Source organism: Streptomyces sp. NBC_01445, from assembly GCF_035918235.1.
In the GTDB taxonomy this organism is placed as follows: domain Bacteria; phylum Actinomycetota; class Actinomycetes; order Streptomycetales; family Streptomycetaceae; genus Streptomyces.
On the sequence record NZ_CP109485.1, the window covers coordinates 4,477,070 to 4,501,819 of the forward strand.

The 24,750-nt window shown below is 70.6% G+C and carries 22 protein-coding genes; 6 read left to right on the forward strand and 16 right to left on the reverse strand.

Translation table 11 applies throughout. The annotated features are described in order from the left end of the window. Positions 1-29 precede the first annotated feature (29 nt). The 7 genes from OG574_RS20270 to OG574_RS20300 form a co-directional block, all read right to left on the reverse strand. Positions 30-1,307: a thymidine phosphorylase gene (locus OG574_RS20270; RefSeq protein ID WP_326774388.1), complete on the reverse strand. Its 1,278-nt coding sequence runs from the start codon at positions 1,305-1,307 to the stop codon at positions 30-32. A 93-nt stretch (positions 1,308-1,400) separates the two neighbouring features. Further along, positions 1,401-1,790 carry a cytidine deaminase gene (locus tag OG574_RS20275; protein WP_100594725.1) on the reverse strand — a complete coding sequence of 130 codons (390 nt, stop codon included), beginning with the start codon at positions 1,788-1,790 and terminating at the stop codon, positions 1,401-1,403. Continuing rightward, positions 1,787-3,076: an ABC transporter permease gene (locus OG574_RS20280; protein ID WP_326774389.1), complete on the reverse strand. Its 1,290-nt coding sequence runs from the start codon at positions 3,074-3,076 to the stop codon at positions 1,787-1,789. Before OG574_RS20280 ends, OG574_RS20275 begins: the two co-directional genes overlap by 4 nt. Then, positions 3,073-4,218 (reverse strand): ABC transporter permease, encoded by a 1,146-nt coding sequence (locus OG574_RS20285; RefSeq protein ID WP_100594727.1) that lies wholly within the window; start codon positions 4,216-4,218, stop codon positions 3,073-3,075. The genes OG574_RS20280 and OG574_RS20285 overlap by 4 nt, the downstream gene beginning before the upstream one ends. Beyond that, positions 4,215-5,783, reverse strand: a complete 1,569-nt coding sequence (locus tag OG574_RS20290; RefSeq protein ID WP_384262329.1) for an ABC transporter ATP-binding protein — start codon at positions 5,781-5,783, stop codon at positions 4,215-4,217. Before OG574_RS20290 ends, OG574_RS20285 begins: the two co-directional genes overlap by 4 nt. A gap of 193 nt (positions 5,784-5,976) precedes the next feature. Continuing rightward, positions 5,977-7,038: a BMP family lipoprotein gene (locus tag OG574_RS20295; RefSeq protein WP_326774390.1), complete on the reverse strand. Its 1,062-nt coding sequence runs from the start codon at positions 7,036-7,038 to the stop codon at positions 5,977-5,979. Positions 7,039-7,247: 209 nt separating this feature from the next. Then, entirely contained in the window at positions 7,248-8,507 is a 1,260-nt protein-coding gene (locus OG574_RS20300; protein ID WP_326774391.1) for an amidohydrolase, read from the reverse strand. 195 nt (positions 8,508-8,702) lie between these two features. On the opposite strand from OG574_RS20300, the gene OG574_RS20305 reads away from it, so the two are divergent. Continuing rightward, positions 8,703-8,834 (forward strand): hypothetical protein, encoded by a 132-nt coding sequence (locus OG574_RS20305; protein WP_326774392.1) that lies wholly within the window; start codon positions 8,703-8,705, stop codon positions 8,832-8,834. Positions 8,835-8,843: 9 nt separating this feature from the next. On the opposite strand, the gene OG574_RS20310 is transcribed toward OG574_RS20305, so the two are convergent. From OG574_RS20310 to OG574_RS20330, 5 genes are all read right to left on the reverse strand, one after another. Continuing rightward, positions 8,844-9,626, reverse strand: a complete 783-nt coding sequence (locus OG574_RS20310; RefSeq protein ID WP_326778552.1) for a glycoside hydrolase domain-containing protein — start codon at positions 9,624-9,626, stop codon at positions 8,844-8,846. A 182-nt stretch (positions 9,627-9,808) separates the two neighbouring features. Beyond that, positions 9,809-10,897, reverse strand: a complete 1,089-nt coding sequence (locus OG574_RS20315; RefSeq protein WP_326774393.1) for a hypothetical protein — start codon at positions 10,895-10,897, stop codon at positions 9,809-9,811. Between the two features lie 86 nt (positions 10,898-10,983). Then, positions 10,984-11,922, reverse strand: a complete 939-nt coding sequence (locus OG574_RS20320; protein ID WP_326774394.1) for an N-acetylneuraminate synthase family protein — start codon at positions 11,920-11,922, stop codon at positions 10,984-10,986. Positions 11,923-11,936: 14 nt separating this feature from the next. Further along, complete coding sequence (locus tag OG574_RS20325) at positions 11,937-13,235, reverse strand: N-acylneuraminate cytidylyltransferase (RefSeq protein WP_326774395.1); 1,299 nt, start codon at positions 13,233-13,235, stop codon at positions 11,937-11,939. 26 nt (positions 13,236-13,261) lie between these two features. Further along, positions 13,262-14,578 (reverse strand): DUF6716 putative glycosyltransferase, encoded by a 1,317-nt coding sequence (locus tag OG574_RS20330; RefSeq protein WP_326774396.1) that lies wholly within the window; start codon positions 14,576-14,578, stop codon positions 13,262-13,264. Positions 14,579-14,776: 198 nt separating this feature from the next. On the opposite strand from OG574_RS20330, the gene OG574_RS20335 reads away from it, so the two are divergent. The 4 genes from OG574_RS20335 to OG574_RS20350 all read left to right on the forward strand — a co-directional run bounded on the left by OG574_RS20335 (position 14,777) and on the right by OG574_RS20350 (position 19,227). Beyond that, entirely contained in the window at positions 14,777-15,757 is a 981-nt protein-coding gene (locus OG574_RS20335) for a glycosyltransferase family 2 protein (RefSeq protein WP_100594735.1), read from the forward strand. Beyond that, positions 15,754-17,091: a polysialyltransferase family glycosyltransferase gene (locus OG574_RS20340; protein WP_326774397.1), complete on the forward strand. Its 1,338-nt coding sequence runs from the start codon at positions 15,754-15,756 to the stop codon at positions 17,089-17,091. The genes OG574_RS20335 and OG574_RS20340 overlap by 4 nt, the downstream gene beginning before the upstream one ends. Then, positions 17,088-18,233 carry an acyltransferase family protein gene (locus tag OG574_RS20345; protein WP_326774398.1) on the forward strand — a complete coding sequence of 382 codons (1,146 nt, stop codon included), beginning with the start codon at positions 17,088-17,090 and terminating at the stop codon, positions 18,231-18,233. Before OG574_RS20340 ends, OG574_RS20345 begins: the two co-directional genes overlap by 4 nt. Before the next feature lie 94 nt (positions 18,234-18,327). Next, the gene (locus OG574_RS20350) at positions 18,328-19,227 is read left to right on the forward strand and encodes a class I SAM-dependent methyltransferase (RefSeq protein ID WP_326774399.1); all 900 of its coding nucleotides are present in this window, start codon (positions 18,328-18,330) and stop codon (positions 19,225-19,227) included. A gap of 20 nt (positions 19,228-19,247) precedes the next feature. On the opposite strand, the gene leuE is transcribed toward OG574_RS20350, so the two are convergent. Together leuE and OG574_RS20360 are read right to left on the reverse strand one after the other, a co-directional pair. Further along, entirely contained in the window at positions 19,248-19,904 is a 657-nt protein-coding gene (gene leuE / locus OG574_RS20355) for a leucine efflux protein LeuE (protein ID WP_326774400.1), read from the reverse strand. Between the two features lie 65 nt (positions 19,905-19,969). Continuing rightward, positions 19,970-21,550: an acyl-CoA mutase large subunit family protein gene (locus OG574_RS20360; RefSeq protein WP_100594740.1), complete on the reverse strand. Its 1,581-nt coding sequence runs from the start codon at positions 21,548-21,550 to the stop codon at positions 19,970-19,972. Between the two features lie 233 nt (positions 21,551-21,783). Here OG574_RS20360 and OG574_RS20365 point away from each other — a divergent pair, with 233 nt between their 5' ends. Next, entirely contained in the window at positions 21,784-22,632 is an 849-nt protein-coding gene (locus OG574_RS20365) for a L,D-transpeptidase family protein (protein WP_326774401.1), read from the forward strand. 258 nt (positions 22,633-22,890) lie between these two features. Here the strand turns inward: OG574_RS20365 and OG574_RS20370 are convergent, their stop codons facing one another. Then, positions 22,891-24,036, reverse strand: coding sequence for a hypothetical protein (locus OG574_RS20370; protein ID WP_326774402.1), 1,146 nt, complete (start codon positions 24,034-24,036; stop codon positions 22,891-22,893). Continuing rightward, entirely contained in the window at positions 24,036-24,722 is a 687-nt protein-coding gene (locus OG574_RS20375; protein WP_326774403.1) for an RNA polymerase sigma factor, read from the reverse strand. The genes OG574_RS20370 and OG574_RS20375 overlap by 1 nt, the downstream gene beginning before the upstream one ends. Positions 24,723-24,750 lie beyond the last annotated feature (28 nt).

Sequence of the window (24,750 nt, forward strand, 5' to 3'; positions counted from 1 at the left end):
CCCGTTCACCCGTACGGGGAAACCTCAGGTCAGCCGATGCGTTCCCGCACGACCGGCGTGGGCTCGAATGCCGTGCCCGGGGCCGAGATGTCGTAGGAACCCTCGACGGACTCAAGGGCGTACTCGAAGCGCTCCGGGGTGTCCGTGTGCAGGGTCAGGAGGGGCTGGCCCGCGGTGACGGGGTCGCCCGGCTTGGCGTGGAGTTCGATGCCGGCGGCGGCCTGGACCGGGTCCTCCTTGCGGGCGCGGCCCGCGCCGAGGCGCCAGGCGGCAACGCCGATGCCGTACGCGTCGAGGCGGGTCATGACGCCGGACTTCCCGGCCACCACCACGTGCTGCTCACGGGATGTGGGCAGCGCCGCGTCGGGGTCACCGCCCTGCGCGGCGATCATGCGGCGCCAGACGTCCATCGCGGAGCCGTCGGCGAGGGCCTTCGCCGGGTCGGCATCCTTGATGCCCGCCGCGTCGAGCATCTCGCGGGCCAGGGCGAGGGTGAGCTCGACGACGTCGGAGGGGCCGCCGCCCGCCAGTACCTCTACGGACTCCCGGACTTCGAGCGCGTTGCCGGCGGTGAGGCCGAGGGGCGTCGACATGTCGGTGAGCAGGGCGACCGTGCGCACGCCGCTGTCGGTGCCCAACTCGACCATGGTGGAGGCGAGTTCGCGGGCGTCCTCGATCGTCTTCATGAACGCGCCGGTGCCGACCTTGACGTCGAGGACGAGCGAGCCCGTGCCCTCGGCGATCTTCTTCGACATGATCGAGGAGGCGATGAGCGGGATCGCCTCGACGGTGCCGGTGACGTCGCGCAGCGCGTAGAGCTTCTTGTCTGCGGGGGCGAGCCCGTCGCCGGCCGCACAGATCACGGAGCCGACGGTGTCGAGGACGTTCAGCATCTCGTCGTTGGAGAGCAGGGCGCGCCAGCCGGGGATGGACTCCAGCTTGTCGAGAGTGCCGCCGGTGTGGCCGAGGCCGCGGCCGGAGAGCTGCGGGACGGCGGCGCCGCACGCGGCGACCAGCGGGGCGAGCGGCAGCGTGATCTTGTCGCCGACGCCGCCGGTGGAGTGCTTGTCGGCGGTCGGGCGGGACAGGGACGAGAAGTCCATGCGCTCGCCGGAGGCGATCATCGCGGCGGTCCAGCGGGCGATCTCCGTACGGTTCATGCCGTTGAGGAGGATCGCCATGGCGAGCGCCGACATCTGCTCGTCCGCGACGACGCCGCGCGTGTACGCGTCGATGACCCAGTCGATCTGCTCGTCGCTGAGTTCGCCCCGGTCCCGCTTGGTCCGGATGACGGAGATGACGTCCATGGCGTTGTCCTTCCGCAGGTGGCAGCAGGCCGACTCTACGCGCATAGAGCGACCCGTTGAAAGTGGCCCCGCCCAACCGGGCGGGGCCGTAGGTCAGTTGAGGTGCTGGGGTCCGAACGCGTCGGGGAGCATCTCGCCGAGCGGGCGGATCCCCGATGTCGTCTCCAGGAGCAGCTCGGTGCCCCCGAACTCGTAGAGGAGCTGGCGGCAGCGGCCGCACGGCATCAGGATCTCGCCCTTGCCGTCCACGCACGTGAAGTGCGTCAGGCGGCCGCCGCCGGTGAGCTGGAGCTGCGAGACGAGCCCGCACTCGGCGCACAGGCCGAGCCCGTACGACGCGTTCTCGACGTTGCAGCCCGACACGGTGCGGCCGTCGTCCACGCGGGCCGCGGCGCCGACCGGGAAGGCCGAGTACGGCACGTACGCGCGGGACATGGCCTCGCGGGCCGCCTCCCTGAGTGCTTCCCAGTCGGCTTCCGTCACTTGCCCTGACCCTTCCGGTAGCGCATGCCGTCGGCCTTGGGCATCCGCAGCCGCTGCGCGGACAGGGAGAGCACCAGGAGGGTGACGACATACGGGGTGGCGCCGACGAAGTCGCCGGGCACCTCATCCGTCAGGAGGTACCAGACCAGGACAACCACGGCAATCACCGCGCTGATCGTGGCCTGGATCATGGCCTTGCGGTACGCCTTCCAGCCCGCAAGCAGAGCCAGCAGCACGACCAGCAGGAGCAGCAGCGCGTGGACGGTCTCGCCGCCGTTGCGCAGCTGGAGCGCGTCGGAGAAGCCGAACAGGCCCGCGCCCATGGCGAGTCCGCCCGGCCGCCAGTTGCCGAAGATCATGGCGGCGAGGCCGATGTAGCCGCGCCCGCCGGTCTGGCCCTCCAGGTAGCTGTGCGAGGTGACCAGCGCGAGGAACGCGCCGCCGAGACCCGCGAGTCCGCCGGAGATGGCGACGGCGGCGTACTTGTGCGCGTACACGTTGACGCCGAGGGACTCGGCCGCGACCGGGTTCTCGCCGCAGGAGCGCAGGCGCAGGCCGAACGAGGTGCGCCACAGCACCCACCAGCTGCCCACGAAGAGCAGCACGGCGAGGATCGTGATCACGGAGACGTTGGTGACCAGGCCGCCGAGGATGCCGGCGAGGTCGGAGACCAGGAACCAGTGGTGCTGCTCGATGGAGTGCAGTGCGCTGGACAGGCCCGGGATCGTGACGTCGCCGAGCGACTCGGCGGGCGGCGACTGCTTGGGGTTGCCGCCCTTGGCCGCGGGCTCGCCGTCGGCGAAGAACAGTTTGGCGAGGTACTGGGTGGCGCCCAGGGCGAGGAGGTTGACGGCGACACCGGAGACGATGTGGTCGACGCCGAACGTGATGGTGGCGACGGCGTGGATGAGACCGCCAAGGACACCGAAGCCGATGCCACAGACGAGGCCGAGCCAGGGGCTGGTCTGCCAGCCGAGCCAGCCGGCGCCGAACGTGCCGAGGATCATCATGCCTTCGAGGCCGATGTTGACCACGCCGGCCCGCTCCGACCACAGGCCCGCGAGAGCCGCGAGGCCGATGGGCACGGCGAGTCCGAGGGCGGCGCTGATCTGGCCGCCGGAGGTGAGCTGGTCGGCGCCCGTGATGACGCGGACGGCGGAGACCAGGAACAGCGCACCGACGACGATCATCAGGGTCTGGCCCGTGGAGAGCCGGCCGCGCGCCTTCTTGGCGCCGCTGACCGCGGGTGCCGCCGGCGGCGGGGTGTCGGTCGTCGTGGCGGTCATCCGGCCACCTCCTGCTTGTCGGTGCGGACGGCGGCGGCCTGCGCGGCGAGTTCGGCGCCGACCCGCTGCTGCTGGCGCTTGAGCCCGTAGCGGCGTACGACTTCGTAGGCGATGACGACGCACAGGACGATGACGCCCTGGATCACGCCGAGGATCTCCTTGTCGTAGCCCTGGAACTCCAGGTGGTTGGTGGTGCGCTCCAGGAAGCCCCACAGCAGGGCGCCGAGCGCGATGCCGACCGGGTGGTTGCGGCCGAGCAGCGCGATCGCGATGCCTGTGAAGCCGAGGCCCACCGGGAAGCTGTTGTCGTACTGGTGGCTGTCGTTGAGCAGCGTCGGCATGCCGACCAGACCGGCCACGGCACCCGAGATGACCATGCTGGTGGCGACCATCTTCTTGACGCTGACGCCGCTCGCGGCGGCCGCCGACTCGGACTGGCCGACCGTGCGCAGGTCGAAGCCGAAGCGGGTGCGGCCGAGGACGAACCAGTACGCGACGCCGACGAGCACGGCGATCACGATGAAGCCCCAGACCTGGCCGGCCGGTCCCGCGTCGATCATGAAGAAGTTCGAGGACTCGGGCAGCGGCTTGGTGGACACCAGGGTGCCCGCCTCGTCGAGCTGGCCGAGCTGCTCGGGCTGGAGGAGGTAGGCGATGATCGCGGTCGCGATCGAGTTGAGCATGATCGTCGAGATGACCTCGCTGACACCGCGGGTCACCTTGAGGATGCCCGCGATGGCGGCCCACAGGGCACCGGTCGCCATGGCGGCGAGCAGGATCAGCGGGATGGAGAGCCAGCCGGGCAGCGTGAGCGCCCCGCCGAGCACGGCCGCGACGAACGCGGCGAGCCGGTACTGGCCGTCGACACCGATGTTGAACAGGTTCATGCGGAAGCCGATGGCCACCGCGACACCCGCGAGGTAGTACGTCGTCGCCTTGTTGAGGATGTAGACCTGGCTGTCGCTCGCGGAGCCGTAGGTCACCATGTCGCTGAACGCGGCGAAGGGGTCCTTGCCGGTCGCCGCGATGATCACGGCGGTGACGACGAGTGCGGCGATGATCGCCAGGAGCGGGGCGGCGACCGCGAGGATCAGCCGCTCCTTGTCGATCCGGGACTTGCCCCGGGATATCAGTGTCTTCATCGGGCGTCCCCGCCTTCGGCGTCTTCCGTGTGCTCGAGGTGGCCGGAGGCCGCACCTGTCATGGCGGAGCCCAGCTCCTCCGGGGTGATGGTGGCGGGGTCGGCGTCGGCGACCAGGCGGCCGCGGTACATCACCCGCAGGGTGTCGGACAGGCCGATCAGCTCGTCCAGGTCGGCCGAGATGAGCAGCACGGCGAGGCCCTCGCGGCGGGCGCGGCGGATCTGGTCCCAGATCTGGGCCTGTGCGCCGACGTCCACACCGCGGGTGGGGTGGGCGGCGATCAGCAGCTTGGGCGCGTGGCTCATCTCGCGGCCGACGATCAGCTTCTGCTGGTTGCCGCCGGACAGGGAGGCCGCGGTGACCTCGATGCCCGGGGTGCGGACGTCGTAGTCGCGCACGATGCGCTCGGTGTCGGCGCGGGCGGCCTTGAGGTCGAGCAGCCCGCCCTTGGAGTTGGGGCGCTCGGTGACATGGCCGAGGACCCGGTTCTCCCACAGCGGCGCTTCGAGGAGCAGCCCGTGACGGTGCCGGTCCTCGGGGATGTAACCGACACCGGCTTCGCGGCGCTTGCGGGTGGGGGTCCGGGTGACGTCGGCGCCGTCCAGAGCGACGGTGCCGCGGTCCGGGGCCCGCATGCCCATGATGGCCTCGACGAGTTCGGACTGGCCGTTGCCCTCCACGCCCGCGATGCCGAGGACTTCGCCGCGGTGGATGGTGAAGCTGACGTCGTCGAGGATGACGCGCTCGACGCCGTCCAGGTCGGTCTGCGTGAGGCGCACCCCGCCCAGGTGGAGCATCGGGGTGTCGGTGACCGTCGACTCCTCGGTCTCCGGCGACGGCAGCTCGCTGCCGACCATGAGCTCGGCGAGCTGCTTGGTGCTCGTGTTCTTCGGGTCGGCCGTGCCGACCGTGGTCCCGCGCCGGATGACCGTGATCTCGTCCGCGACGGAGAGCACTTCGCCCAGCTTGTGGGAGATGAAGATGACCGTGAGGCCCTCGGACTTGAGCTCGCGCAGGTTGTCGAAGAGCGCGTCGACCTCCTGCGGCACGAGGACCGCGGTGGGCTCGTCGAGGATCAGCGTCCGGGCGCCCCGGTAGAGGACCTTGAGGATCTCGACGCGCTGCCGGTCGGCGACCCCGAGCTCCTCGACGAGGACGTCGGGGCGCACCCCGAGGCCGTACGCCTCCGATATCTCGCGGATCTTCGTACGTGCCTTGCCGCCGATGCCGTGCAGCTTCTCGGCGCCCAGGACGACGTTCTCCAGGACGGTGAGGTTGTCGGCCAGCATGAAGTGCTGGTGGACCATGCCGATGCCGCGCGCGATGGCGTCGGCGGGCGTGGCGAAGGTGACCTGGGTGCCGTCGACCGCGATGGTGCCCTCGTCCGGCTTCTGCATGCCGTAGAGGATCTTCATCAGGGTCGACTTGCCGGCGCCGTTCTCACCGCACAGGGCGTGGACGGTGCCCCGCCGTACGGTGATGTCGATGTCGCGGTTGGCGACGACGCCGGGAAAGCGCTTGGTGATGCCGCGCAGTTCGACGGCGGGAGGGCTGGACGCGTTGATGGCGCACTCTCCTCGGGGGACAGGACGTACGTACGGAAGGGGTGAACGGTCGCGCGGAGCCGCGCGGGGGCGCGTCGGCGACGGTAATACGCCAACCCATAGCTACACGCGTAGAGTTGACACATTGTTATGGCCCGGCGAGGGGAAGCTTTCGCCACTCCCCCCGCCGAGCCGGGCCCTCAGGGGCCTGAGGTCACGGGGTGGTCTTGACCTTGACCTTGCCGCTCGCGATCTGCTCCTTGGCGGCGTCCAGCTTGGCCTGGATGTCGTCGATGTAGCCGCCGGAGGTGGCGAGCGAGACGCCGCCGTCCTTCAGGGCGTAGGTGTTGGTGCCGGTCTTCGGCGAACCGTCCTTGACCGACTGGATCAGGTCGTAGACGCCGATGTCGACGTTCTTGACGACCGAAGTCAGGATCGAGGACTTGTACTTGGCCAGACCCGGGATGTTGTACTGGTCCGAGTCGACGCCGATCGCCCAGGCGCCCTTCGTGCCGGAGACGGCCTCGATGGCACCGTTGCCGGAGGAGCCGGCCGCCGAGTAGACGACGTCGGCGCCCTTGTCGAGCATGCCCTGGGCGGCTTCCTTGCCCTTGTCCGGGGAGGCGAAGCCGGAGGTGTCCGAACCGTGGCTCAGGTACTGGACGTCGACCTTGATCTTCGGGTTGGTGGCCTTGACGCCCTGGACGTAGCCCGCCTCGAACTTCTTGATCAGCGGGACGTCGACACCGCCGATGAAGCCGACGTGGTCCTTCTTCGTCTTCAGCGCGGCGGCGACGCCGGCCAGGTAGGAGCCCTGCTCCTCGGTGAAGACGATGGAGTCGGTGTTCTTGGCGTTCACCACGGAGTCGACGATGCCGAAGGTGGTCTTCGGGTACTTCGCGGAGACCTTGGTCATCGAGGTGGCGTACGCGTAGCCGACCCCGATGATGGGGTTGTAGCCGGCGTCGGCCAGGTCGGACAGGCGCTGCTCGCGGTCGGCCTCGGTGTCGGAGGTCTTGGCGGTCAGCTCCTTGAGGTCACCGCCGAACTCCTTCTTGGCCTTGTCGGCACCGCGCGCGGCGGAGTCGTTGAAGGAGTGGTCGCCGCGGCCGCCGACGTCGAAGGCGAGGCCGATCTTGACCCCGCCCTTCTTGCCGGAGTCCGACGAGGAGCCCGAGGACTCGTTGTCCGAGGAAGTGCCGCCACATGCGGTGGCGGTGAGAGCGAGTGCCGCGGTGGCTATGCACGCAGCAGAGATTTTGGCTACCCGGCGCAAGGGAGGCTCCTTCGACCTGACCTGAGCGCCGGGCTCCCGGCGCTGGTTTTCGGACGGATCGTAACGCGCGTAGATGTCAGATAAAGGGCCGTTCCGCAGCCGTTATCGGATTGACGCGAACGACGCCCGGCGGTCCGGTCTACGGGGCGTTACGGGGGTGGGTCGGGTGGGTTACGTGCCGCCCACACCGACCCTTTCCCCGCACCGATTTACGCCCCCTGCTCCCGTGCGGCCCCGTCCATCAGCGCCGCCGCGGTGAACAGCTCCACTCCTACGGTGATCGCCGACTCGTCGGCGTCGAAGTCGCCCTGGTGCAGGTCGCGTCCGCCGCGCTCGCCGGGGGTGCGCACCCCGAGGCGGGCCATGGCGCCGGGGACGTGCTCCAGATACCAGGAGAAGTCCTCGCCGCCCAGGCTCTGCTGGGTGTCCTCGACGGAGTGGGCGCCGCGGCGCAGCGTCATCGCGGCGGTCAGGAGGTCGGTGACCTCCGGGTCGTTGACCACGGGCGGCACCCCGCGGATGTAGTTGATCTCCGACTTGGCGCGGTAGAGGTCGGCGATCTCCTGGATCGCGCCGTGCACCAGGTCGGGCGCCTGCCGCCACGCTTCGAGGTCGAGGCAGCGGACGGTGCCGGACAGCTCGGCGTGCTGCGGGATGACGTTGCACGCGTGGCCGGATTCGATACGTCCCCAGGTCACGGCGAGGCCCGAGCGGGCGTCGATGCGGCGGGCGACGAGCGCGGGGACCTCGGTGGCCACCTTCGCGGCGGCGGTCACGAGGTCGGTGGTGAGGTGGGGGCGCGCGGTGTGCCCGCCGGGCCCGTCGAGCGCGACCTCGAGACGGTCGCAGGCCGAGGTGATCGCGCCGTGCCGCAGCCCGATCCGGCCCGCGTCGACCTTCGGGTCGCAGTGCACGCCGATGATCGACCCGACGCCTTCGAGCACGCCCGACTCGATGGCGTCGGGGGCGCCGCCGGGCAGCACCTCCTCGGCGGGCTGGAAGATCAGGCGTACGGGGTGCGGGAGCCGGCCCTGCCGGTGCAGCTCGGCGAGGACCAGGCCCGCGCCGAGCACGACCGTCGTGTGCACGTCATGGCCGCAGGCGTGAGCGCGGCCGGGCACGGTGGATCGGTAGGCGCAGCTCGCCTTGGTGTCCGGGATGGGAAGCGCGTCGATGTCGGCGCGCAGGGCGAGCATGGGGGGCCCGCCCCGCCACTCCCCCTCCGCCGTGCCGATGTCGCAGACGAGTCCCGTGCCGATGTCCAGAATGCGTGGAGTGAGCCCGGCCTTCTCCAGGCGGGCCCTGATCGCCGCCGTGGTGCGGAACTCCTGGTTGCCGAGCTCGGGGTGCATGTGCAAGTCGCGGCGGAAGGCAACCAGTTCGGCACGGAGCTCTTCGGACAGCGTGCCGGGGAGCGCTCCGGAGGGGACCACTTCCCCGGGCTGACCGGCCTCGGACTCTCGGGACATCAGTTGGTTCACCCTTTGAAGGGTAGGCCGGGGCGGGGGTCGGCCGCCCCACGATCAACAAAAGTTCAACCGAATTGGGGTAAGAAATGCGGCCGGAGTGCGCATGCGCTTCACGCGAAGTGGGTAGGACGTCTCTTTCGCGGCGAGTTGTCTTCGGCCCCTCCGTCACACGCCGCCTCGCCCTCCGCGGGCCCGATGAACTCGGACGTGCCCGCCTCCGAGGCGACCCCGGGAGGCGGGCACGGCCCGGCACTCCCTGACACCGGCCAGGTCGAGGGCGAGCAGCCCGGGCAGCGTCTGATCCCGGGCGCACCCCCGCCCACGTGATCTCGGCGGTCAGCCGACGATCGCCACCGGCGCGTCCCACGCGTCCCGGTCCACCGTGATCGTGTAACCGCCGCGCGACTCCTTGCTGTTCACCATGTACTGGTGGGCGCGGCGGTGGCCGGTCCACAGGGTGGAGGCGAAGGGCCAGTACGTCGTGGTCGTGTTGACCTTGTCCCAGAGCGCGTACCAGAGGATGTCCGGCATGTCCGTGCGGTTCGTCGTCGTGGCGACGGCCTTCGCGCTGGAGCTGCGGAAGCCGTAGAAGCCGGTCCGGTAGCTCTTGGTGTGCACGGCCTTGTCCCAGGCGCGGACGTAGGTGAGGACCGCGTTGTTGCAGGACGTGTTCGTCGTGTCGTACGACTCCATGTCCAGGTAGAGCGGGGAGCCGGCCTTCATGCCGAGGGCGGCGGCCTTGGTGACGGCGTCGGCGCCGTCCTTCGCGCCGAGCGAGGCGGCGGTGGACGCGGTCATCTTCTCGGGGTTCGCGCCGGACTGGCAGGGCGGCTGGGCACCCACGTAGAGCGGGATCAGCTTCCAGCCGGAGGCGCTGACCGACTTCACCCAGGACGCGGTGAGGTTGGGCTGGGCGCAGCCGCGGTTCTTGCCGCCGACGTAGACGGCGGCGGCGCCGTAGAAGCCGGTCTTCCAGGCCTTCATGGCGGAGAGGGAGGGGGCCGTGCAGGTGTCGAAGGCGCGGCCGGTGTACGTCTTGGCCGCGGGCAGCGTGGTGGCTGTCGCCGACTGGGCGACGATCGCTCCGGTGGCGGCCAGTGCCACGCCTGCGGCGGACATGGCGACGTAGCGGCGTCTCTTGGAGAGGCGGTGTCGGGGGTGCGTCACGGATTCCTCTGGGCGCTGTGTGCGGAGTGGGGGGTGCGGTGGGTTTGACCTGCCGGCGCCCCGTGGGGTTGCCCTTCGGATTGCCACGCGATCACCAAGGTCTGACCAAGATCGGGCCCGCGGGGGCCCGGCGGTCAGACGGCCGGGGCGACCGAGGCGAGGCGGTGTACGTCGCGTGCGGTGCCGGTGACGCCGGAGAGGAAGCCCTGGGCGCGCGGTGAGGCGTTCTCCGTCAGCCAGGCGGGGTCGATGTCGCAGACGGCGACGCGGACCTCGGTGCCGACGAGGGCCAGGGGCAGGGTGTGGACGACCGTCGAGGGGAAGCTGAGGATCGTACGGCCGATGGGGCCGCGGCGGGCGATCAGTTCCAGGGGGAGGTCGGGACGGACCACTTCGAGGCCGGTCTCGGTGGCGAGGCGGTGCAGCTTGTCCGAGCTCTCGCGGCGGTGGGCGAAGTAGCGCGTCGCGCCGTGAGCGCGGGCGAGGGCGCGGACGGCCTCCAGGTAGCGGTCCGGGTCGACGACGCCGGTCTCGACGAGGGACGTGCCGACGAGGTCGGCGCCCTTCGTCATGCGGGGCGGGCCGAAGCGGGCGCGGGTCCAGGTGAAGTCGTTGCGGGTGACGCGGACACCGTCGGGGACGGAGTCGATCGGCATGGCCGAGAAGACCTCGACGGTGCGGCGGGTGCCGTCGGGGGTGAGGCGGCGGCGGGCGGCGGCGGACACGGGCGCGAAGACGACGTCGCGCGGTCCGGGGCGGCCGCCGCGGCGGTGCCAGCGCACGAGGCGCTCACCGCGGGCGAGCTGGGAGACGAACTCCATGGTCGCGGTGCCGTCGTCGACGACGACGAGTTCGGGGGCCCGGGTGATCGTCAGCAGGAGCTGCACGTAGCGGGAGAACGGGTCGCCGATGACGATGCGGGCGGCCTTGCGCAGCGCGCCCGCGAGTCCGCCGATGGTGTGGAAGGGCGCGGTGGCGCCGCCGCGCGCCTCTTCCCAGCGGACGATGTGGCCCTCGTCGCGGGCGAGTTCGGCCATGCGGCGCAGCTGGCCGCGGGTCATGGGGTCCGTGGGCGACAGAACGACCAGGGTGATCCGGTCCGTCTTGTCGGTGCTCTCGGCGCGATGCGCCCATTCCAGGACGTTGAGGAGCTGGACGGGGCTCTCCACGAAACACAGGGTTCCGGAGCGGCGTCCGGAGCGTGCTGCTGACATGGGCGACATGGGCCCTCCGAGGGACCTGTGGGGGGTTGGGGCCCGTGGGCCGGCGCCCGGCTGGGCGCCGGCCCACACGGGCGGACGTCGGACGGTCAGACGCCGACCGGCTCGCCCGCGGCGACGGCGATCTCCGACTCGGCGACGACGCCCGCGACGCGGCGGAGCTTCTTCATCGGGCCGAGCTCCGACTCGTAGACCTTCTTGACGCCGTCACCGAGGGACGCCTCGATGGTGCGGATGTCGCGCACGAGGCGGGTGAGGCCCTGCGGCTCGACGGAGGCGGCCTGGTCGGAGCCCCACATGGCGCGGTCGAGGGTGATGTGACGCTCGACGAAGGTGGCGCCGAGGGCGACGGCGGCGAGCGTGGTCTGCAGGCCGGTCTCGTGGCCGGAGTAGCCGATCGGGACGTTCGGGTACTCGGCCTGGAGGGTGTTGATGACGCGGAGGTTGAGCTCCTCCGCCTGCGCCGGGTAGGTCGACGTGGCGTGGCACATGAGGATGTTGTCCGAGCCGAGGACCTCGACCGCGTGACGGATCTGCTTCGGCGTCGACATGCCGGTGGAGAGGATGACCGTGCGGCCGGTGGCGCGCAGGGCGCGGAGCAGCTCGTCGTCGGTGAGCGACGCGGAGGCGACCTTGTGGGCCGGGATGTCGAACTTCTCCAGGAAGGCGACGGCCTCGGTGTCCCACGGGGAGGCGAACCAGTCGATGCCGCGCTTCTTGCAGTGCTCGTCGATCTGGCGGTACTCGTCCTCGCCGAACTCGACGCGGTGGCGGTAGTCGATGTACGTCATGCGACCCCAGGGGGTGTCGCGCTCGATGTCCCACTGGTCACGCGGGGTGCAGATCTCGGGGGTGCGCTTCTGGAACTTGACGGCGTCACAGCCGGCCTCGGCGGCCGCGTCGATCAGCTTGAAGGCGTTGTCGAGGTCGCCGTTGTGGTTGATGCCGATCTCGCCGGTGATGTACACGGGCTGGCCGGGGCCGGCGGTCTTCGAACCGAACGTGCGCAGGCGGGAGTTGGTGCTCATGACTGGGGAGTTCCTTACTTGTTGAGGGAGTCGAGAGAAGGGCCGAGGATCCAGGTGGCGATCTCTCGGATCGCGCCGTCACCACCGGGGAGAGTGGTGACCGCGCGCGCGGCGCCTCGTACGACGTCGTGGGCGCTCGCGACCGCCACGGGCCAGCCGACAAGGCCGAAGCACGGGAGGTCGTTGACGTCGTTGCCGACGTAGAGCACGCGCTCGGGCGCGATGCCCTGTTCCTCGCACCACTGCTTCAGTGCGAGGTCCTTGCGGTCGATGCCGTGCAGGACCGGGATCTGGAGCTTCCTGGCCCGGGCGGCGACGACCGGGTTCTGTTCCGTGGACAGGATCAGCAGCGGCAGGCCCGACTTGCGCAGGGCCGCGATGCCGAGGCCGTCACCGCGGTGCACGGTGACGAACTCCCGTCCGTCGGAGTCGATCAGCACCTTGTCATCGGTCTGGGTGCCGTCGAAGTCGAGGACGACCGCGTCGATGTCTTCGGCGGTCGGGAGGGAGCCGGGCCTGTTCGCGTCGAAGAGCGGCGCGAGGGCCCGGGCGCGGGAGAGGTCGTGCGGGTCGTCGATCTCCAGGACCCGCGCGGGGTCGGTGCGGACGAGTTCCGTGCGGCCGAAAAAGCGGTGCTTGGCCTCGCGGAAGCCGCTCGCGTCCATGGCGTAGACCGCGCCGGTCTCCAGGAGGTCCTGGGGGCGGTCCTGGCGCATCTGGCGGAAGGACTTGTCGTGGTTGACGCCGTAGCCGCCGCTGGTGGCGGCGGGGGCGACGAGGGTGTCGGTGCCGCCCTCGACGGAGGCGCGCTCCACCGCGGGCGCGGCCGGCTCGTCATCGGCGTCGCGCCACACGAACCCGTGGAAGGGGGCGACGGTCAGGGCCGTGTCGGCGCCCTTCTCGACGATCGCGTTGACGACGCCGTCGATGTCCTCGCGGACGATGAAGGGGCTGGTGCACTGGACGAGGAGCACGACGTCGACCGCTGCGCCCTGGAGGGCCTCGTGGGCGTCGAGGGCGTGCAGCACGGCCGCCTCGGAGCTCGACTTGTCGCCGGCGATGGCGGCGGGCCGCAGGACGACCTCGGCGCCCGCCTCGCGGGCCACGGCGGCGATCGCGGCGTCGTCGGTGGAGACCACGACGTCCGTGACGAGCCGGGTGGCGCGGCACTCGCGGACGGTGCGGGCCACGAGGGGCACGCCGCCGACCGGGGCGAGGTTCTTGGCGGGCACTCCCTTGGAGCCGCCACGGGCGGGGATCACGGCGAGGACGCGGCGGACCGGTGCCGCTGTGCCCGCTTCCGGGTTGGTCATCAGGTCTCCTTGAGGGGTACGGGCGTTCACAGCTCGCCCATCCGCCGGATGACGGGCGCTACGCGCTGCACTCCGTGCCGGTAGGCGCCACGTGCGGCGCGGCGCACGATCTGCCGGACGGGGCCGGGCTCCTTGCCGGCGGCGGGTGCGCCGGGCAGCGGCGTCCCGTCGGGGGCGAGGTGGTGGCGGGCGAGGATGCGCGGCAGGTAGCCGGGGGCGGTGGTGAGGCTGTAGTAGGGGGCCAGGGGCGGGAGCCGGTCGGCTCCGGTCAGGCCGGTGACCCGGGCGCGGGCCGTGTCGAAGGCGGTGTCGTACGTGCCGTCGGCCGCGACGCCCTGGCGTGCCACCCACTCCTCGTCGGCCTTCGGCAGGTGGCCCGCGTCGAGCTGGTCCCAGGAGGCGAGGCAGCCGGAGCCGGTGAAGTGGTGGTTGCCGAGCGCCTCGCGCACCCCGAGGTCCGTGAGCAGGGCCGTGGGGATGCGCCGGTGCAGGGCTTCGAGCGCGGCCGTCGAGCTGACGGTGACCAGGAGGTCGGTGCGGTCGAGTACCTCGCCCATGTGCCCGTAGACGAGGCGGCAGTTGGCGGGCAGTCCGCCGTCGATCCGCTGGGCGAGCTTCTGGTAGGGCGCCTCTTCGATGTGCGTGGTGTGCTCGCCCGGCTTGCTGCGCAGCTTGAGCAGTACCTCGCGCTCGGGGTGCAGACGGGCGTGTCCGACGAGCCGCTTGAGCAGGTAGGCGCGGTCGGCGGGGGTGTCCGGTACGGAGGGCTGCGCGGCGAAGACGACCGTGTACGGGTCGTGCTTCTCCTCGTAGGGCGTGCCGCCGAGGAACGGCAGCGCGCACTCGGTCACCGAGGAGGCATCCGCGTCCACACCCTCGTACACGGCGCGGAAACGGTCCGCGTCATGGCGGGAGTTGGCGAGGACGAGGTCGGCGCCGTGCCGCAGGAGCAGCCCGTCGGCGAGCTTCTCGTAGACGACTCCCACGTAGCCGGTGACGACGACGGGCCGCTTGGCCCGGCCCTGCCAGGCCCGCGTGAGGCCGTGGAGCATGGCCTGGACGGCGCCGCCGACGAGGGCGAGGACGACGACGTCGTACCGGTCGGCGTCCTGCTCCATACGGCGCAGGAATTCGACGGCGGTGACTTCGTCGAGGCTGTCGGCGCGGACGCCGACCTCGTCGAGCTGGCGTGGTGTCGGGGTGGCCCGGCCGCGCAGGAGGAATCCGTTGAGCGGACTCTCGTCGGTGGTGAGGCGGCGCGCGGTGAGCGCGCCCCACTTCCACCGGGTGTCGGAGTCCGCGAGCACGGCGACCCGTCGGGTCTCAGAGGTACTTGCTGGCACACCGAAGAAGCTAGGAAGCGATTCCGATCGACGGCCCAACCGGAGTGCAACAAACGGTTAACAGCGCACCGACGAATGGGGAATCCGGCCGGGAAGTGCCCGGGAAGCAGGCGGGTTCACTATTCCGCCACGCGTCGTTCACCTGACATCTCACCATCGGTCAAGACGAATGCCGGGCCGCCGCCTAGCGTCCTTCACGTGGTCAAGCTCTCCGTCATCGTGCCGTTCTACAACGTGCAGCAATACGCGCCCGACACCCTCAGAAGTCTTCGTGCCAACGCGCGCGACGACTTCGAATTCATTCTCGTCGACGACTGTTCGAAGGACGAGACCCCGGACATTCTCGCGCGCGCCGAGCGCGAGCTGCCCGGCGCCGTCCTGGTCAGACACGAAAAGAACGGAGGCCTGGCCACCGCGCGCAACACCGGACTCGACGCGTCGCGCGGTGAGTACCTGACATTCCTGGACGGGGACGACTGGCTCGCCCCTGGATACTACGAGCGACTGCTCGCCTCCATCGAAGGCCTGGGCTGCGATTTCGTCCGTACGGACCATGTCCAGTGCACCGCGCGGGCCCGCACCGTCCACCGCGTGCCGACCGGCAGGCGCGGTGTCGTCATGGATCCGCGCGAGGCGATCCTGCCCGCCGACCGCTCGACGTCCGTCGACTACGCGTACGCGTGGGCCGGCATGTACCACCGGCGGCTCGCCGACGCCGGCCTCCTCCACTTCACCGACGGCCTGCGCACGGCCGAGGACAGGCCGTGGATCTGGCGGCTGCACCGCGAGGCGAAATCCTTTGCCGCGGTGGGACTTCTCGGCGTGTTCTACCGGCGCGGTGTCGCCTCGTCGCTGACGCAGATCGGCGATGTGCGACAGCTCGATTTCATCAAGGCGTTCGACCAGGTGGTGGCCGAAACGGCGCAGGACCAGGACGCGGAAAAACTTCTGCCGAAGGCCGTCCGTACGTACTGCGCGATTATTTCCCACCACCTGGGATCCATCGAAAGGTTCGAACCGGCAGTGGCGCGCAAATTGAAGACACTGAGTTCCGCGGCGCTGAAGCGCATGCCGCAGGACGTACTCGACGACGCGCTCGACTCGATGGACGTGCAGCGGGCGACGCGCCTGCGCCGGCTGCGGCGCCGCCCCGCCGCGGCGGGGGTGGCTGCCGCGTGACCACGCAGATCTTCTTCGCCTCCACGCTGTACGGGACCGCGACGCTCGCCGCGGCCCTCGACGCGGACTGCTTCGCGCCCGCGGACCGGCGCATCCTGCTCGTCGCCAACAACGCGGCGACCCCGGAGACGACGCCCGCCGTCGACGAGATGCCGGGCTTCGAGCGGCTGCGCGGCCGCTTCGACGACGTCGTGTCGTGGAACGAGACCATCGCGCCGTTCCACCCCGGCGGCTGGGCCCCGCGCCCCGACGACGTACCGCTGTGGGAGCGCCATCTGCGTCTCGCCTGGGACCTGGGCGACGACGACGTCGAGCTGGCCGTGGAGTCGATCCAGGTCAACCCGGCGATGGCCGTGGCGCAGATCTTCACCGGCGTCCCCGTCGACGTGTACGCGGACGGCCTGATGAGCTACGGCCCGACCCGCAACAAGATCGACCCGCTGGTCGGCACCCGCGTGCGGCGGCTGCTGCACCTGGACCTCGTACCGGACCTGAAGCCGCTGCTCCTCACGGAGTTCGGCGTGGAACCCGAGGTCGTGCCGACGGACGTCTTCGTGAAGGTGCTGGCCGAACTGGGTGATGTGAGCGGCGAGTTGCCGCCCGTCGGGCCCGAACCGGCCGTGCTGCTCGGGCAGTACCTGTCCGCGCTCGACATCCTCACCGCGCAGGAGGAGGAGGACCTGCACGTGCGGATGATGCGCGGCGCGGTCGCCCTCGGCCACACGCGGATCGTCTTCAAGCCCCACCCGACGGCGCCGGCCACCTGGTCGCGCACCCTGGAGGCGGAGGCGGAGAAGCTCGGCGCCGAGCTCACCGTCCTCGACACGCCCGTGCTCGCCGAGGTCCTGTACCAGCGGATGCGCCCGGCCCTGGTGGTCGGCTGCTTCTCGACGGCGCTGCTGACCGCGTCCGCGTTCTACGGCATCCCGGTCGCCCGCATCGGCACCGGCACCCTCCTCGACCGCCTCGCGCCGTACCAGAACAGCAACCGCGTCCCGGTCACGATCGTGGACGCGCTGCTGCCGGAGCTGTCGGAGCAGGCGGCCGTGACCGCGCAGGAGTCCGGCACGGCGAACGCCGAGCTGAACCAGCTGGTGCGCGCGGTCGGCTTCGCGATGCAGCCGAAGATCTACCCGGACCTGCGGGCCGCGGCCGAGCGGTATCTCTCGACGCACTTGAACGACCACACGTGGCGCTACTTCAAGCGCCGCCGGCTCACGTCCCTCGCGCTGCCTGGCGCCGTCCCGGCTCAGCTCGCGTTCATTCCGCGCAACGCGACGGTGCGCCGGGTCGCCCGCCGCGCGCGCTCGTTCAAGCGGGCTGCCCTCGGATGAGTACTTCACAGACGACGCTCCCCACGCTTTCTCCGGGAGCGGACGCCACGGTGCGGAGCGCGCGCCCCCGCGCGCACGCACCGCGGCTGAGAGCCCTGGACGGCCTGCGACTCATAGCCGCCCTGATGGTCGCCGCGTACCACTACGGCGGCCGTGACGGTGAGGTGTCCCAGGCCTGGGGCACCTCACCGAAGGTCCAGTTCCCGTCACTGCACCAGTGGTTCGCCTACGGCTGCCTCGGGGTGCAGATCTTCTTCGTCATCAGCGGCTTCGTGATCTGCATGAGCGGCTGGGGCAAGCCCCTGCGCTCGTTCTTCGCCTCCCGCGCGTCCCGACTGCTGCCGTCCTACTGGGCGGCCGTGATCCTGGTGACGGCGGTCTTCGCGCTGCCCGTGGTCGCGTACAAGGCGGTCTCGCCCAGTGACGCGCTCCTGAATCTGACGATGCTCCAGCAGCCGCTCGGCGTGGACCGGGTCCTCGGCGTCTGCTGGACCCTGTGGGCCGAGGTCCGCTTCTACGCGCTGTTCGCCCTGTGCATCGTCCTGCCGGGCGCGAACCGGCGCCGCGTCGTGCTGTTCTGCGCCGTGTGGACGCTCGCCGCCGCGATCACCCAGGCGTCCGGCGAGCCGACCCTCAAGGTCATCCTGATGCCGGAGTACGCGCCGTACTTCATCGGCGGCGTCGGCCTGTATCTGCTCCACCTCGACCGCCGCGACATGACCGCGTGGGGCATCGTCCTCGTGAGCTGGCTGATCGGTCAGCACTACGCGGTGGCCGCACTGTGGCATGCACCGAACCCTCACTTCTTCTCGTACCGGGGGTCGGGCTCGATCATCCTGATAGTGACCCTCGGCTTCGTGGCGGTGGGCGCGATAGCGCTCGGGCTGCTGAACCGGATCAACTGGGGATGGCTGACGGTCGCCGGTGCGCTGACGTACCCGTTCTACCTGGTCCACGAGCATCTGGGCTGGGTGGTGATCGAGATGCTGCACCGGCGTCTCGGGCTGCCGTCCGCCGTGACGTTCACCCTCACGGTCGCCGCGATGCTCACCCTCGCATGGCTCCTGAACCGCGTCGCGGAGAAGCCGCTTGCACCTTTCCTGCGCAAACAGCTGAACCCCACGCCCGCCAGGATTCACTGAGGGTTCATGCCCAGCGGAGTTTGCTGCCCGATTGGCGGATGCGATCTCTGAGCGCCTTGACCCTGTCGATCAGGAGCTCATAGGTTCGCGTCCCATGACTGCTGTGCACACCACCGCCCGGCGCCCGATCGACCTCGACGACGTCCCCGGCTGGTTCCCCCCGCTCGACCAACTCCTGTTCACCTGGCTCCTCGAACGGCAGGCGCGGCGGGAGGTCCGCGGGGATCTGCTGGAACTCGGCGTCTACATGGGCAAGAGCGCGGTCCTCCTCGGACAGCATCTGCACGGCACCGAGAAGTTCACCGTGTGCGACCTGTTCGAGGGCGACGCCCCCGACGAGGCGAACCAGGCCGAATCCACCAAGTCCTACGCCTCACTGACCCGGCAGGCCTTCGAGGAGAACTACCTCTCGTTCCACGACGAGCTGCCGAAGGTCGTCCAGGCACCCAGCTCCGTGATCTCCGACGAGGTCGACCCGGGCACCTGCCGCTTTGTCCACATCGACGCCTCGCACCTCTACGAGCATGTGTACGGCGACATCGGCGCCGCCCGCGAGCTGCTCGGCGCCGACGGCATCGTCGTCCTGGACGACTTCCGCTCCGAGCACACGCCGGGCGTCTCCGTCGCCGCGTGGGAGGCCGTACTCAACCGCGGCCTGCGCCCGCTCTGCCTGAGCACCCAGAAGCTGTACGCCACATGGGAGGACCCCGAGCCCCTCCAGGACGAGCTCCTCGGCATGCTCAGGGAGCGCGACGACATCGCCCTCAGCGTGCAGCAGGCGGCCGGTCACCGCCTGGTCCGCACGAAGTCGAAGGCGGTCAAGGCGCCCTCGTTCCCGCGCTCCCGCCACCATGTGGAGCACCTGGCGGAACCGAAGGCGGCCTCCGCCCCGGATCCGGCTCCCGTACGCAAGCGCAGCCACGCCCGCCGGATCGCCGTGGACCTGACGCCCCCGGTCATCACCCGGGCCGTGCGCCGCGCCCGCAGGGGCTAGGCCGAAAGCAGCCCGGGGCCTCAGGCCCCCGCGAGGGACAGCTTGACCGCGAAGCCCAGGAACAGCATGCCCGCCGCCGTGGTCGCGCCCGCCGAGAGCCGCCTGCGGCGCCGGAAGGCGTCGGCCAGGCGGGTACCGCTGAAGATCAGGGTGGAGAGGTAGAGGAAGCTCAGGACCTGGAGCAGCCCGCCGAGTACCACGAAGGACAGCGCCGGGTAGGCGTAGCCGGGGTCCACGAACTGAACGAAGAAGGAGATCAGGAACAGGATCGCCTTCGGGTTGAAGAGGCTGACGATCAGGGCGCGGCGGTACGGGTGCTCGTCACCGCTCCCGGTCACCGGCTCGGTTCCGCTCTCCACGGCGGGCTCACCGCGCTGCTTCCACAGCGCCCGCGCCGAGCGGATCATGCCGATCGCCATCCACGTCAGGTAGCCCGCTCCCGCGTACTTCACGACGAGGAAGAGCAGGGGCGTCGTCTGCAGCACGGAGGCCGCGCCGAGCGCGGCCAGTGTCATCAGGACCGTGTCCCCGGTGAAGACACCGGCGGCGGCCGCGTATCCGGTGCGTATGCCCTTGCGGGCGGCCACGGAGAGCACGTAGAGGGAGTTCGGTCCTGGCAGCAGGACGATGAGGACTAGACCGGCCAGATAGGTCGGGAGATTGATGACACCGAGCATGAAAGGGAGTGTCGCACGCCTATATGGCCATACGACACTCCCTGCTCAGAGGGTGATACGGGGCCTCAGAACGCGTCGGTCGGGATGTACGTGCCCCACACGTCGCGCAGCGCGTTGCAGACCTCGCCGACGGTGGCGCGGGCGCGCAGGGCGTCCTTCATCGGGTACAGGACGTTGTCCTCGCCCTCGGCCGCCTTCTTGAGCGCCGCGAGTGCCGCGTCGACGGCCGCCTGGTCGCGCTCGGCGCGCAGCTTCGTGAGGCGCTCGGCCTGCTGGGCCTCGATCGCCGGGTCGACGCGCAGCGGCTCGTAGGGCTCCTCGGCGTCGAGCTGGTAGCGGTTGACGCCGACCACGACGCGCTCGCCGGAGTCGGTCTCCTGCGCGATGCGGTAGGCGGAGCGCTCGATCTCGTTCTTCTGGAAGCCGTGCTCGATGGCGTTGACCGCGCCGCCGAGGTCCTCGACCTTCGTCATGAGTTCGAGCGCGGCGGCCTCCACGTCGTCCGTCATCTTCTCGACGACGTACGAGCCGGCGAACGGGTCGACGGTGGCGGTCACGTCGGTCTCGTAGGCGAGGACCTGCTGGGTGCGCAGGGCGAGGCGCGCGGACTTGTCGGTCGGCAGCGCGATGGCCTCGTCGAAGGAGTTCGTGTGCAGCGACTGCGTGCCGCCGAGCACGGCGCCGAGGCCCTGGACGGCGACGCGGACGAGGTTGACCTCGGGCTGCTGGGCGGTGAGCTGCACGCCCGCGGTCTGCGTGTGGAAGCGGAGCATCAGCGACTTGGGGTTCTTCGCGCCGAACTCCTCCTTCATGACCTTGGCCCAGATCCGGCGGGCGGCGCGGAACTTGGCGACCTCCTCCAGGATCGTCGTGCGCGCCACGAAGAAGAAGGACAGGCGCGGCGCGAAGTCGTCGACGTCCATGCCGGCCGCGACGGCCGTGCGCACGTACTCGATGCCGTCCGCGAGCGTGAACGCGATCTCCTGCGCGGGCGAGGCACCGGCCTCGGCCATGTGGTAGCCGGAGATCGAGATGGTGTTCCACTTCGGGATCTCGGCCCTGCAGTACTTGAAGATGTCGGCGATCAGCCGCAGGGAGGGCTTCGGCGGGAAGATGTACGTGCCCCGCGCGATGTATTCCTTCAGCACGTCGTTCTGGATCGTGCCGGTCAACTGGTCCGCGGGGACGCCCTGCTCCTCGCCGACGAGCTGGTACATGAGCAGGAGCAGCGCCGCCGGGGCGTTGATCGTCATCGACGTGGACACCTTGTCCAGCGGGATGCCGCCGAACAGGATCCGCATGTCGTCGATCGAGTCGATGGCCACGCCGACCTTGCCGACCTCGCCGGACGCGATCGGGGCGTCCGAGTCGTGGCCCATCTGGGTGGGCAGGTCGAAGGCGACGGACAGGCCCATCGTGCCGTTGGCGATGAGCTGCTTGTAGCGGGCGTTGGACTCGACGGCGGTGCCGAAGCCGGCGTACTGGCGCATCGTCCAGGGGCGGCCGGTGTACATCGACGGGTAGACGCCCCGTGTGAAGGGGTACTTGCCGGGCTCGCCGAGCTTCTCGGCCGCGTTCCAGTCGGCCAGCGAATCAGGGCCGTAGACCGGCTCGATGGGCAGTCCTGACTCAGACTCGCGCGCCATGGTGGTGCCTCCAGCTCGGGTGTTACTTGCCAGTTGGGTCGCCCCTCGCGACGGACTGTAGCGGCGCGCCTGCTCGCCATGGAGAGCCGCCGGCTGGGACCTTGCTCACAGCCCGTCCTTCACCTTTACTCCATCCCACAATGCGCGGCACTTACGCCGAGTTCGCAACCGGACGCGCGCGGGAAACATCTCTGTTGGCACATCGGACTAGTGGCGAGACTGCGGGGGCCCGGATGCGTGCGACCGTCATGCGTGGATCACTCGCCGTCGTCGGGGTCATCGCCCTGGCCGGCGGTTGCAGGACACAGGCCGTCGACACGGGGGGCAAGCAGCCGCCGAGGGCGGACGGCTCCGCATCACCGGCCCCCTCCGACGACGCGAAGGAGCCGGGCGCGAAGAAGCCGGGCGCCACCCCCTCCCGCACTCCGTCGGTGAGACCGACACCGCCGCCGAAGATCCTCATGGCGCGCGGCGCCAGCGGCGGCAAGGTGCGCGAACTCCAGGCCAGGCTGCGGCAGATCGCGTGGCTCTTCGAAGGGCCGAACGGAAAGTACGGCCCCGCGACGACCAAGGCGGTCGAGGGTTTCCAGGGCAAGCGGGGCCTGCCGCGCACGGGGAACACGGACACGGTGACCTGGGCGCGGCTCGTGAGGATGACGCACACTCCGACGCGCGACGAGCTGTACGCGTCCGGCGGGCAGCCCGCGGCGAAGCCGGACCGGCGCTGCATGACCGGCCGCGTCGTCTGCATCAGCAAGACCAGCCGCACGCTGACGTGGATGATCGACGGCAAGGCCCTGATGACGACGGACGTACGGTTCGGCTCGCAGTTCACGCCCACCCGCGAGGGCGTCTTCAGCGTGTACTGGAAATCCCGCCACCACGTCTCGACGATCTACCACACGGCCATGCCGTACGCGATGTTCTTCAGCGGCGGCCAAGCGGTGCACTACTCCGCGGACTTCGCGGCCCGCGGCTACAACGGGGCGTCGCACGGGTGCGTGAACGTACGGGACGAGGGGAAGATCGCGTCGCTGTTCGCGCAGGTCCGCAACGGCGACAAGGTCGTCGTCTACTGGTGACCTGCTGAGAAGTGGAGTGGGGCGCGGGCGGGACCGGGGGAACGTGTCCCGCCCGCGCCAGTGGCACAGAGCCGAAGGTACGGGGGGAACCCGCGGCTCGTGCACGGCCGATGACCAGTCGGCTCACTTGTTACTGCGCCATGCCGTCCAAAAACGTCACACCCGCCTCGGAAATTCTTTGTCTGCGCAGGTCAGGGCGGTTCAGAGCAGGTCTGAGCAGGCCGGCCCGAGCGAGCTCAGGGACGGCTGAGAACAGGCTCAGGACTGTGCGGGCGTGGCGCTGTACGAGGCCGAGGCCGTCGTGGACGGCGTCGTCGGCGCGGTGTCCGAGGCGTCGCCGCCGGGCTCGGACGGGACCCACGAGGCGGTCGGCACGGCGCCGCTGACGCCGGAGTCCTCGCCGTTCTGGCTGTCCTCGTCGCCGTTCTTGCCGCCGTTCTTGTCGTCGCCGTCCTTGCCGCTGCCGTCGTCGCCGCTGCCGGAGTCGTCGGTCTCTTCGAGGATGCGGGCGCAGAACCGGTCGGGGTCACGGTCCCGCTTCTTCGTGGTGATGCGCTTCGCCGCGGCCCTGAGGCGCTCCGTCTGGGAGTCGCTCAGGGCGCCGTCGCGGTACTTGCGGCAGGCGTCGACCAGGCGCTGCCGCCAGGCCTCCCGGTCCGCGGCGTCCGATTCGCGCAGGCCGGTGCCGGGCTGCGTCGCCGCCGGGCCGGCCCGGTCCGCCGTGTCGTCCTGGGACGGGGCGCCCGAGCCGGGCTCGTGCGAGTGGCCGTCGGGCACGGCGCTGCCCGAGCGTCCGCCGTCGGTCTCCGAGATGTCGGGCGACGGTGAGGCGAGGGGCTGTTCGGGAGACGCGGCAGCGGAGACGCTGGTGGCGGGCCCGGGTTCGTTCCGTCCGCCGAACGGCGACGGGAGCACTCCGGTTCCGGCCGCGACGGCGACGCCGCCGATCATGCATCCGGCGAGCGCGGCGGCCAACCCGAACCGCACCGGGCGGCCCCAGCGGACGGGCCGCGCGTCGGGTCTCGCGAGGCGGACACTGCCGACGTCGGAACCGGCGTGCCCTTCGGCGTCGGCATTTGCGTTCGCGTCGCTCTCCCGGCCCACGGGTCCGTGGAGCGAGGAGACCGGGGCGAGAGCCCCGCGGGGCCTGGCATGGCGTGCCTTCGGGGGCGCCGCGCCCGGCTCCTCCGCCACGGATTCGCGCGCCTTGCGGAACGCCGCCAACGCGGCCGCCTCGCCCCGCAGTTCGCCTCCGTCTACGCGTGTCACTGCAAGTGCGTCGAGTGTCTCGGCCAGACGGGCTGCCCGGGCACGGGTGACTGCGTCGACGGCTTCCAGGGGCTCACCGCGCAGCAGACGCTCGGCCGCGTCCCGGTCCAGCCACTTGTTGTGCTCGTCGGCCATCACATGTCCTTCTGCGTCCGCGTCCGCGAATGCGTCACACCGGCGGACGTCACCGCGTGCCCGCGCGGCTCTCTCGGGGGCGGTACGGCGTCGAGCGTGCCGTCCCGGCCGGCGTGCGCTGTCTGCACATGCGAACCCTCGGCACCGAGCAGCTCGGCGAGGCGCTTGAGGCCGCGGTGCGCCGCGGTCCTGACGGCACCCGGACGCTTACCGAGCGTCTGAGCAGCGCTCTTGGCGTCGAGCCCGACGACGACGCGCAGGACGACGGCCTCGGCCTGGTCCTGCGGAAGCTGGGCGATGAGCGCCAGCGTGTCACCGGTGGCGAGGAGTTCCATCGCCTCGTCGGCGGTGTCGGACACCGCGGGCCGACCGGTGAGTTCGGTCTCGTCCCCGCCTATGGCGGGGCGGCGTCCCCGCATCCGTATGTGGTCGAGGGCCCGGTTACGGGCTATGCGTGCGGCCCAGCCGCGGAAGCGGTCGGCGTCTCCGCTGAACCGGTCGAGGTCCCGGGCGATCTGCAGCCAGGCCTCGGACGCGACGTCCTCCGCGTCCGGTTCACCGACGAGTGTCCGTACGTACCCGAGCAGCCGTGGATGCACCGCGCGGTACACAGTCCGGAACGCGGTCTCGTCCCCGTCCTGCGCCGCATGCACCGCGGCCGTCAGCTCCGCGTCGTCCCCCAGCACTGCGCCACCCTTGCGCTTAAACCCTGCG

What these genes read in the sequence shown, in the direction of transcription:
- OG574_RS20270 (WP_326774388.1), bottom strand. Translation starts at nt 1,307, where the DNA reads ATGGACGTCATCTCCGTCATCCGGACCAAGCGGGACCGGGGCGAACTC.
- OG574_RS20280 (WP_326774389.1), bottom strand. Translation starts at nt 3,076, where the DNA reads ATGACCGCCACGACGACCGACACCCCGCCGCCGGCGGCACCCGCGGTC.
- OG574_RS20285 (WP_100594727.1), bottom strand. Translation starts at nt 4,218, where the DNA reads ATGAAGACACTGATATCCCGGGGCAAGTCCCGGATCGACAAGGAGCGG.
- OG574_RS20300 (WP_326774391.1), bottom strand. Translation starts at nt 8,507, where the DNA reads ATGTCCCGAGAGTCCGAGGCCGGTCAGCCCGGGGAAGTGGTCCCCTCC.
- OG574_RS20305 (WP_326774392.1), top strand. Translation starts at nt 8,703, where the DNA reads ATGAACTCGGACGTGCCCGCCTCCGAGGCGACCCCGGGAGGCGGGCAC.
- OG574_RS20310 (WP_326778552.1), bottom strand. Translation starts at nt 9,626, where the DNA reads ATGTCCGCCGCAGGCGTGGCACTGGCCGCCACCGGAGCGATCGTCGCC.
- OG574_RS20315 (WP_326774393.1), bottom strand. Translation starts at nt 10,897, where the DNA reads ATGTCGCCCATGTCAGCAGCACGCTCCGGACGCCGCTCCGGAACCCTG.
- OG574_RS20320 (WP_326774394.1), bottom strand. Translation starts at nt 11,922, where the DNA reads ATGAGCACCAACTCCCGCCTGCGCACGTTCGGTTCGAAGACCGCCGGC.
- OG574_RS20325 (WP_326774395.1), bottom strand. Translation starts at nt 13,235, where the DNA reads ATGACCAACCCGGAAGCGGGCACAGCGGCACCGGTCCGCCGCGTCCTC.
- OG574_RS20345 (WP_326774398.1), top strand. Translation starts at nt 17,088, where the DNA reads ATGAGTACTTCACAGACGACGCTCCCCACGCTTTCTCCGGGAGCGGAC.
- OG574_RS20350 (WP_326774399.1), top strand. Translation starts at nt 18,328, where the DNA reads ATGACTGCTGTGCACACCACCGCCCGGCGCCCGATCGACCTCGACGAC.
- leuE (WP_326774400.1), bottom strand. Translation starts at nt 19,904, where the DNA reads ATGCTCGGTGTCATCAATCTCCCGACCTATCTGGCCGGTCTAGTCCTC.
- OG574_RS20360 (WP_100594740.1), bottom strand. Translation starts at nt 21,550, where the DNA reads ATGGCGCGCGAGTCTGAGTCAGGACTGCCCATCGAGCCGGTCTACGGC.
- OG574_RS20365 (WP_326774401.1), top strand. Translation starts at nt 21,784, where the DNA reads ATGCGTGCGACCGTCATGCGTGGATCACTCGCCGTCGTCGGGGTCATC.
- OG574_RS20370 (WP_326774402.1), bottom strand. Translation starts at nt 24,036, where the DNA reads ATGGCCGACGAGCACAACAAGTGGCTGGACCGGGACGCGGCCGAGCGT.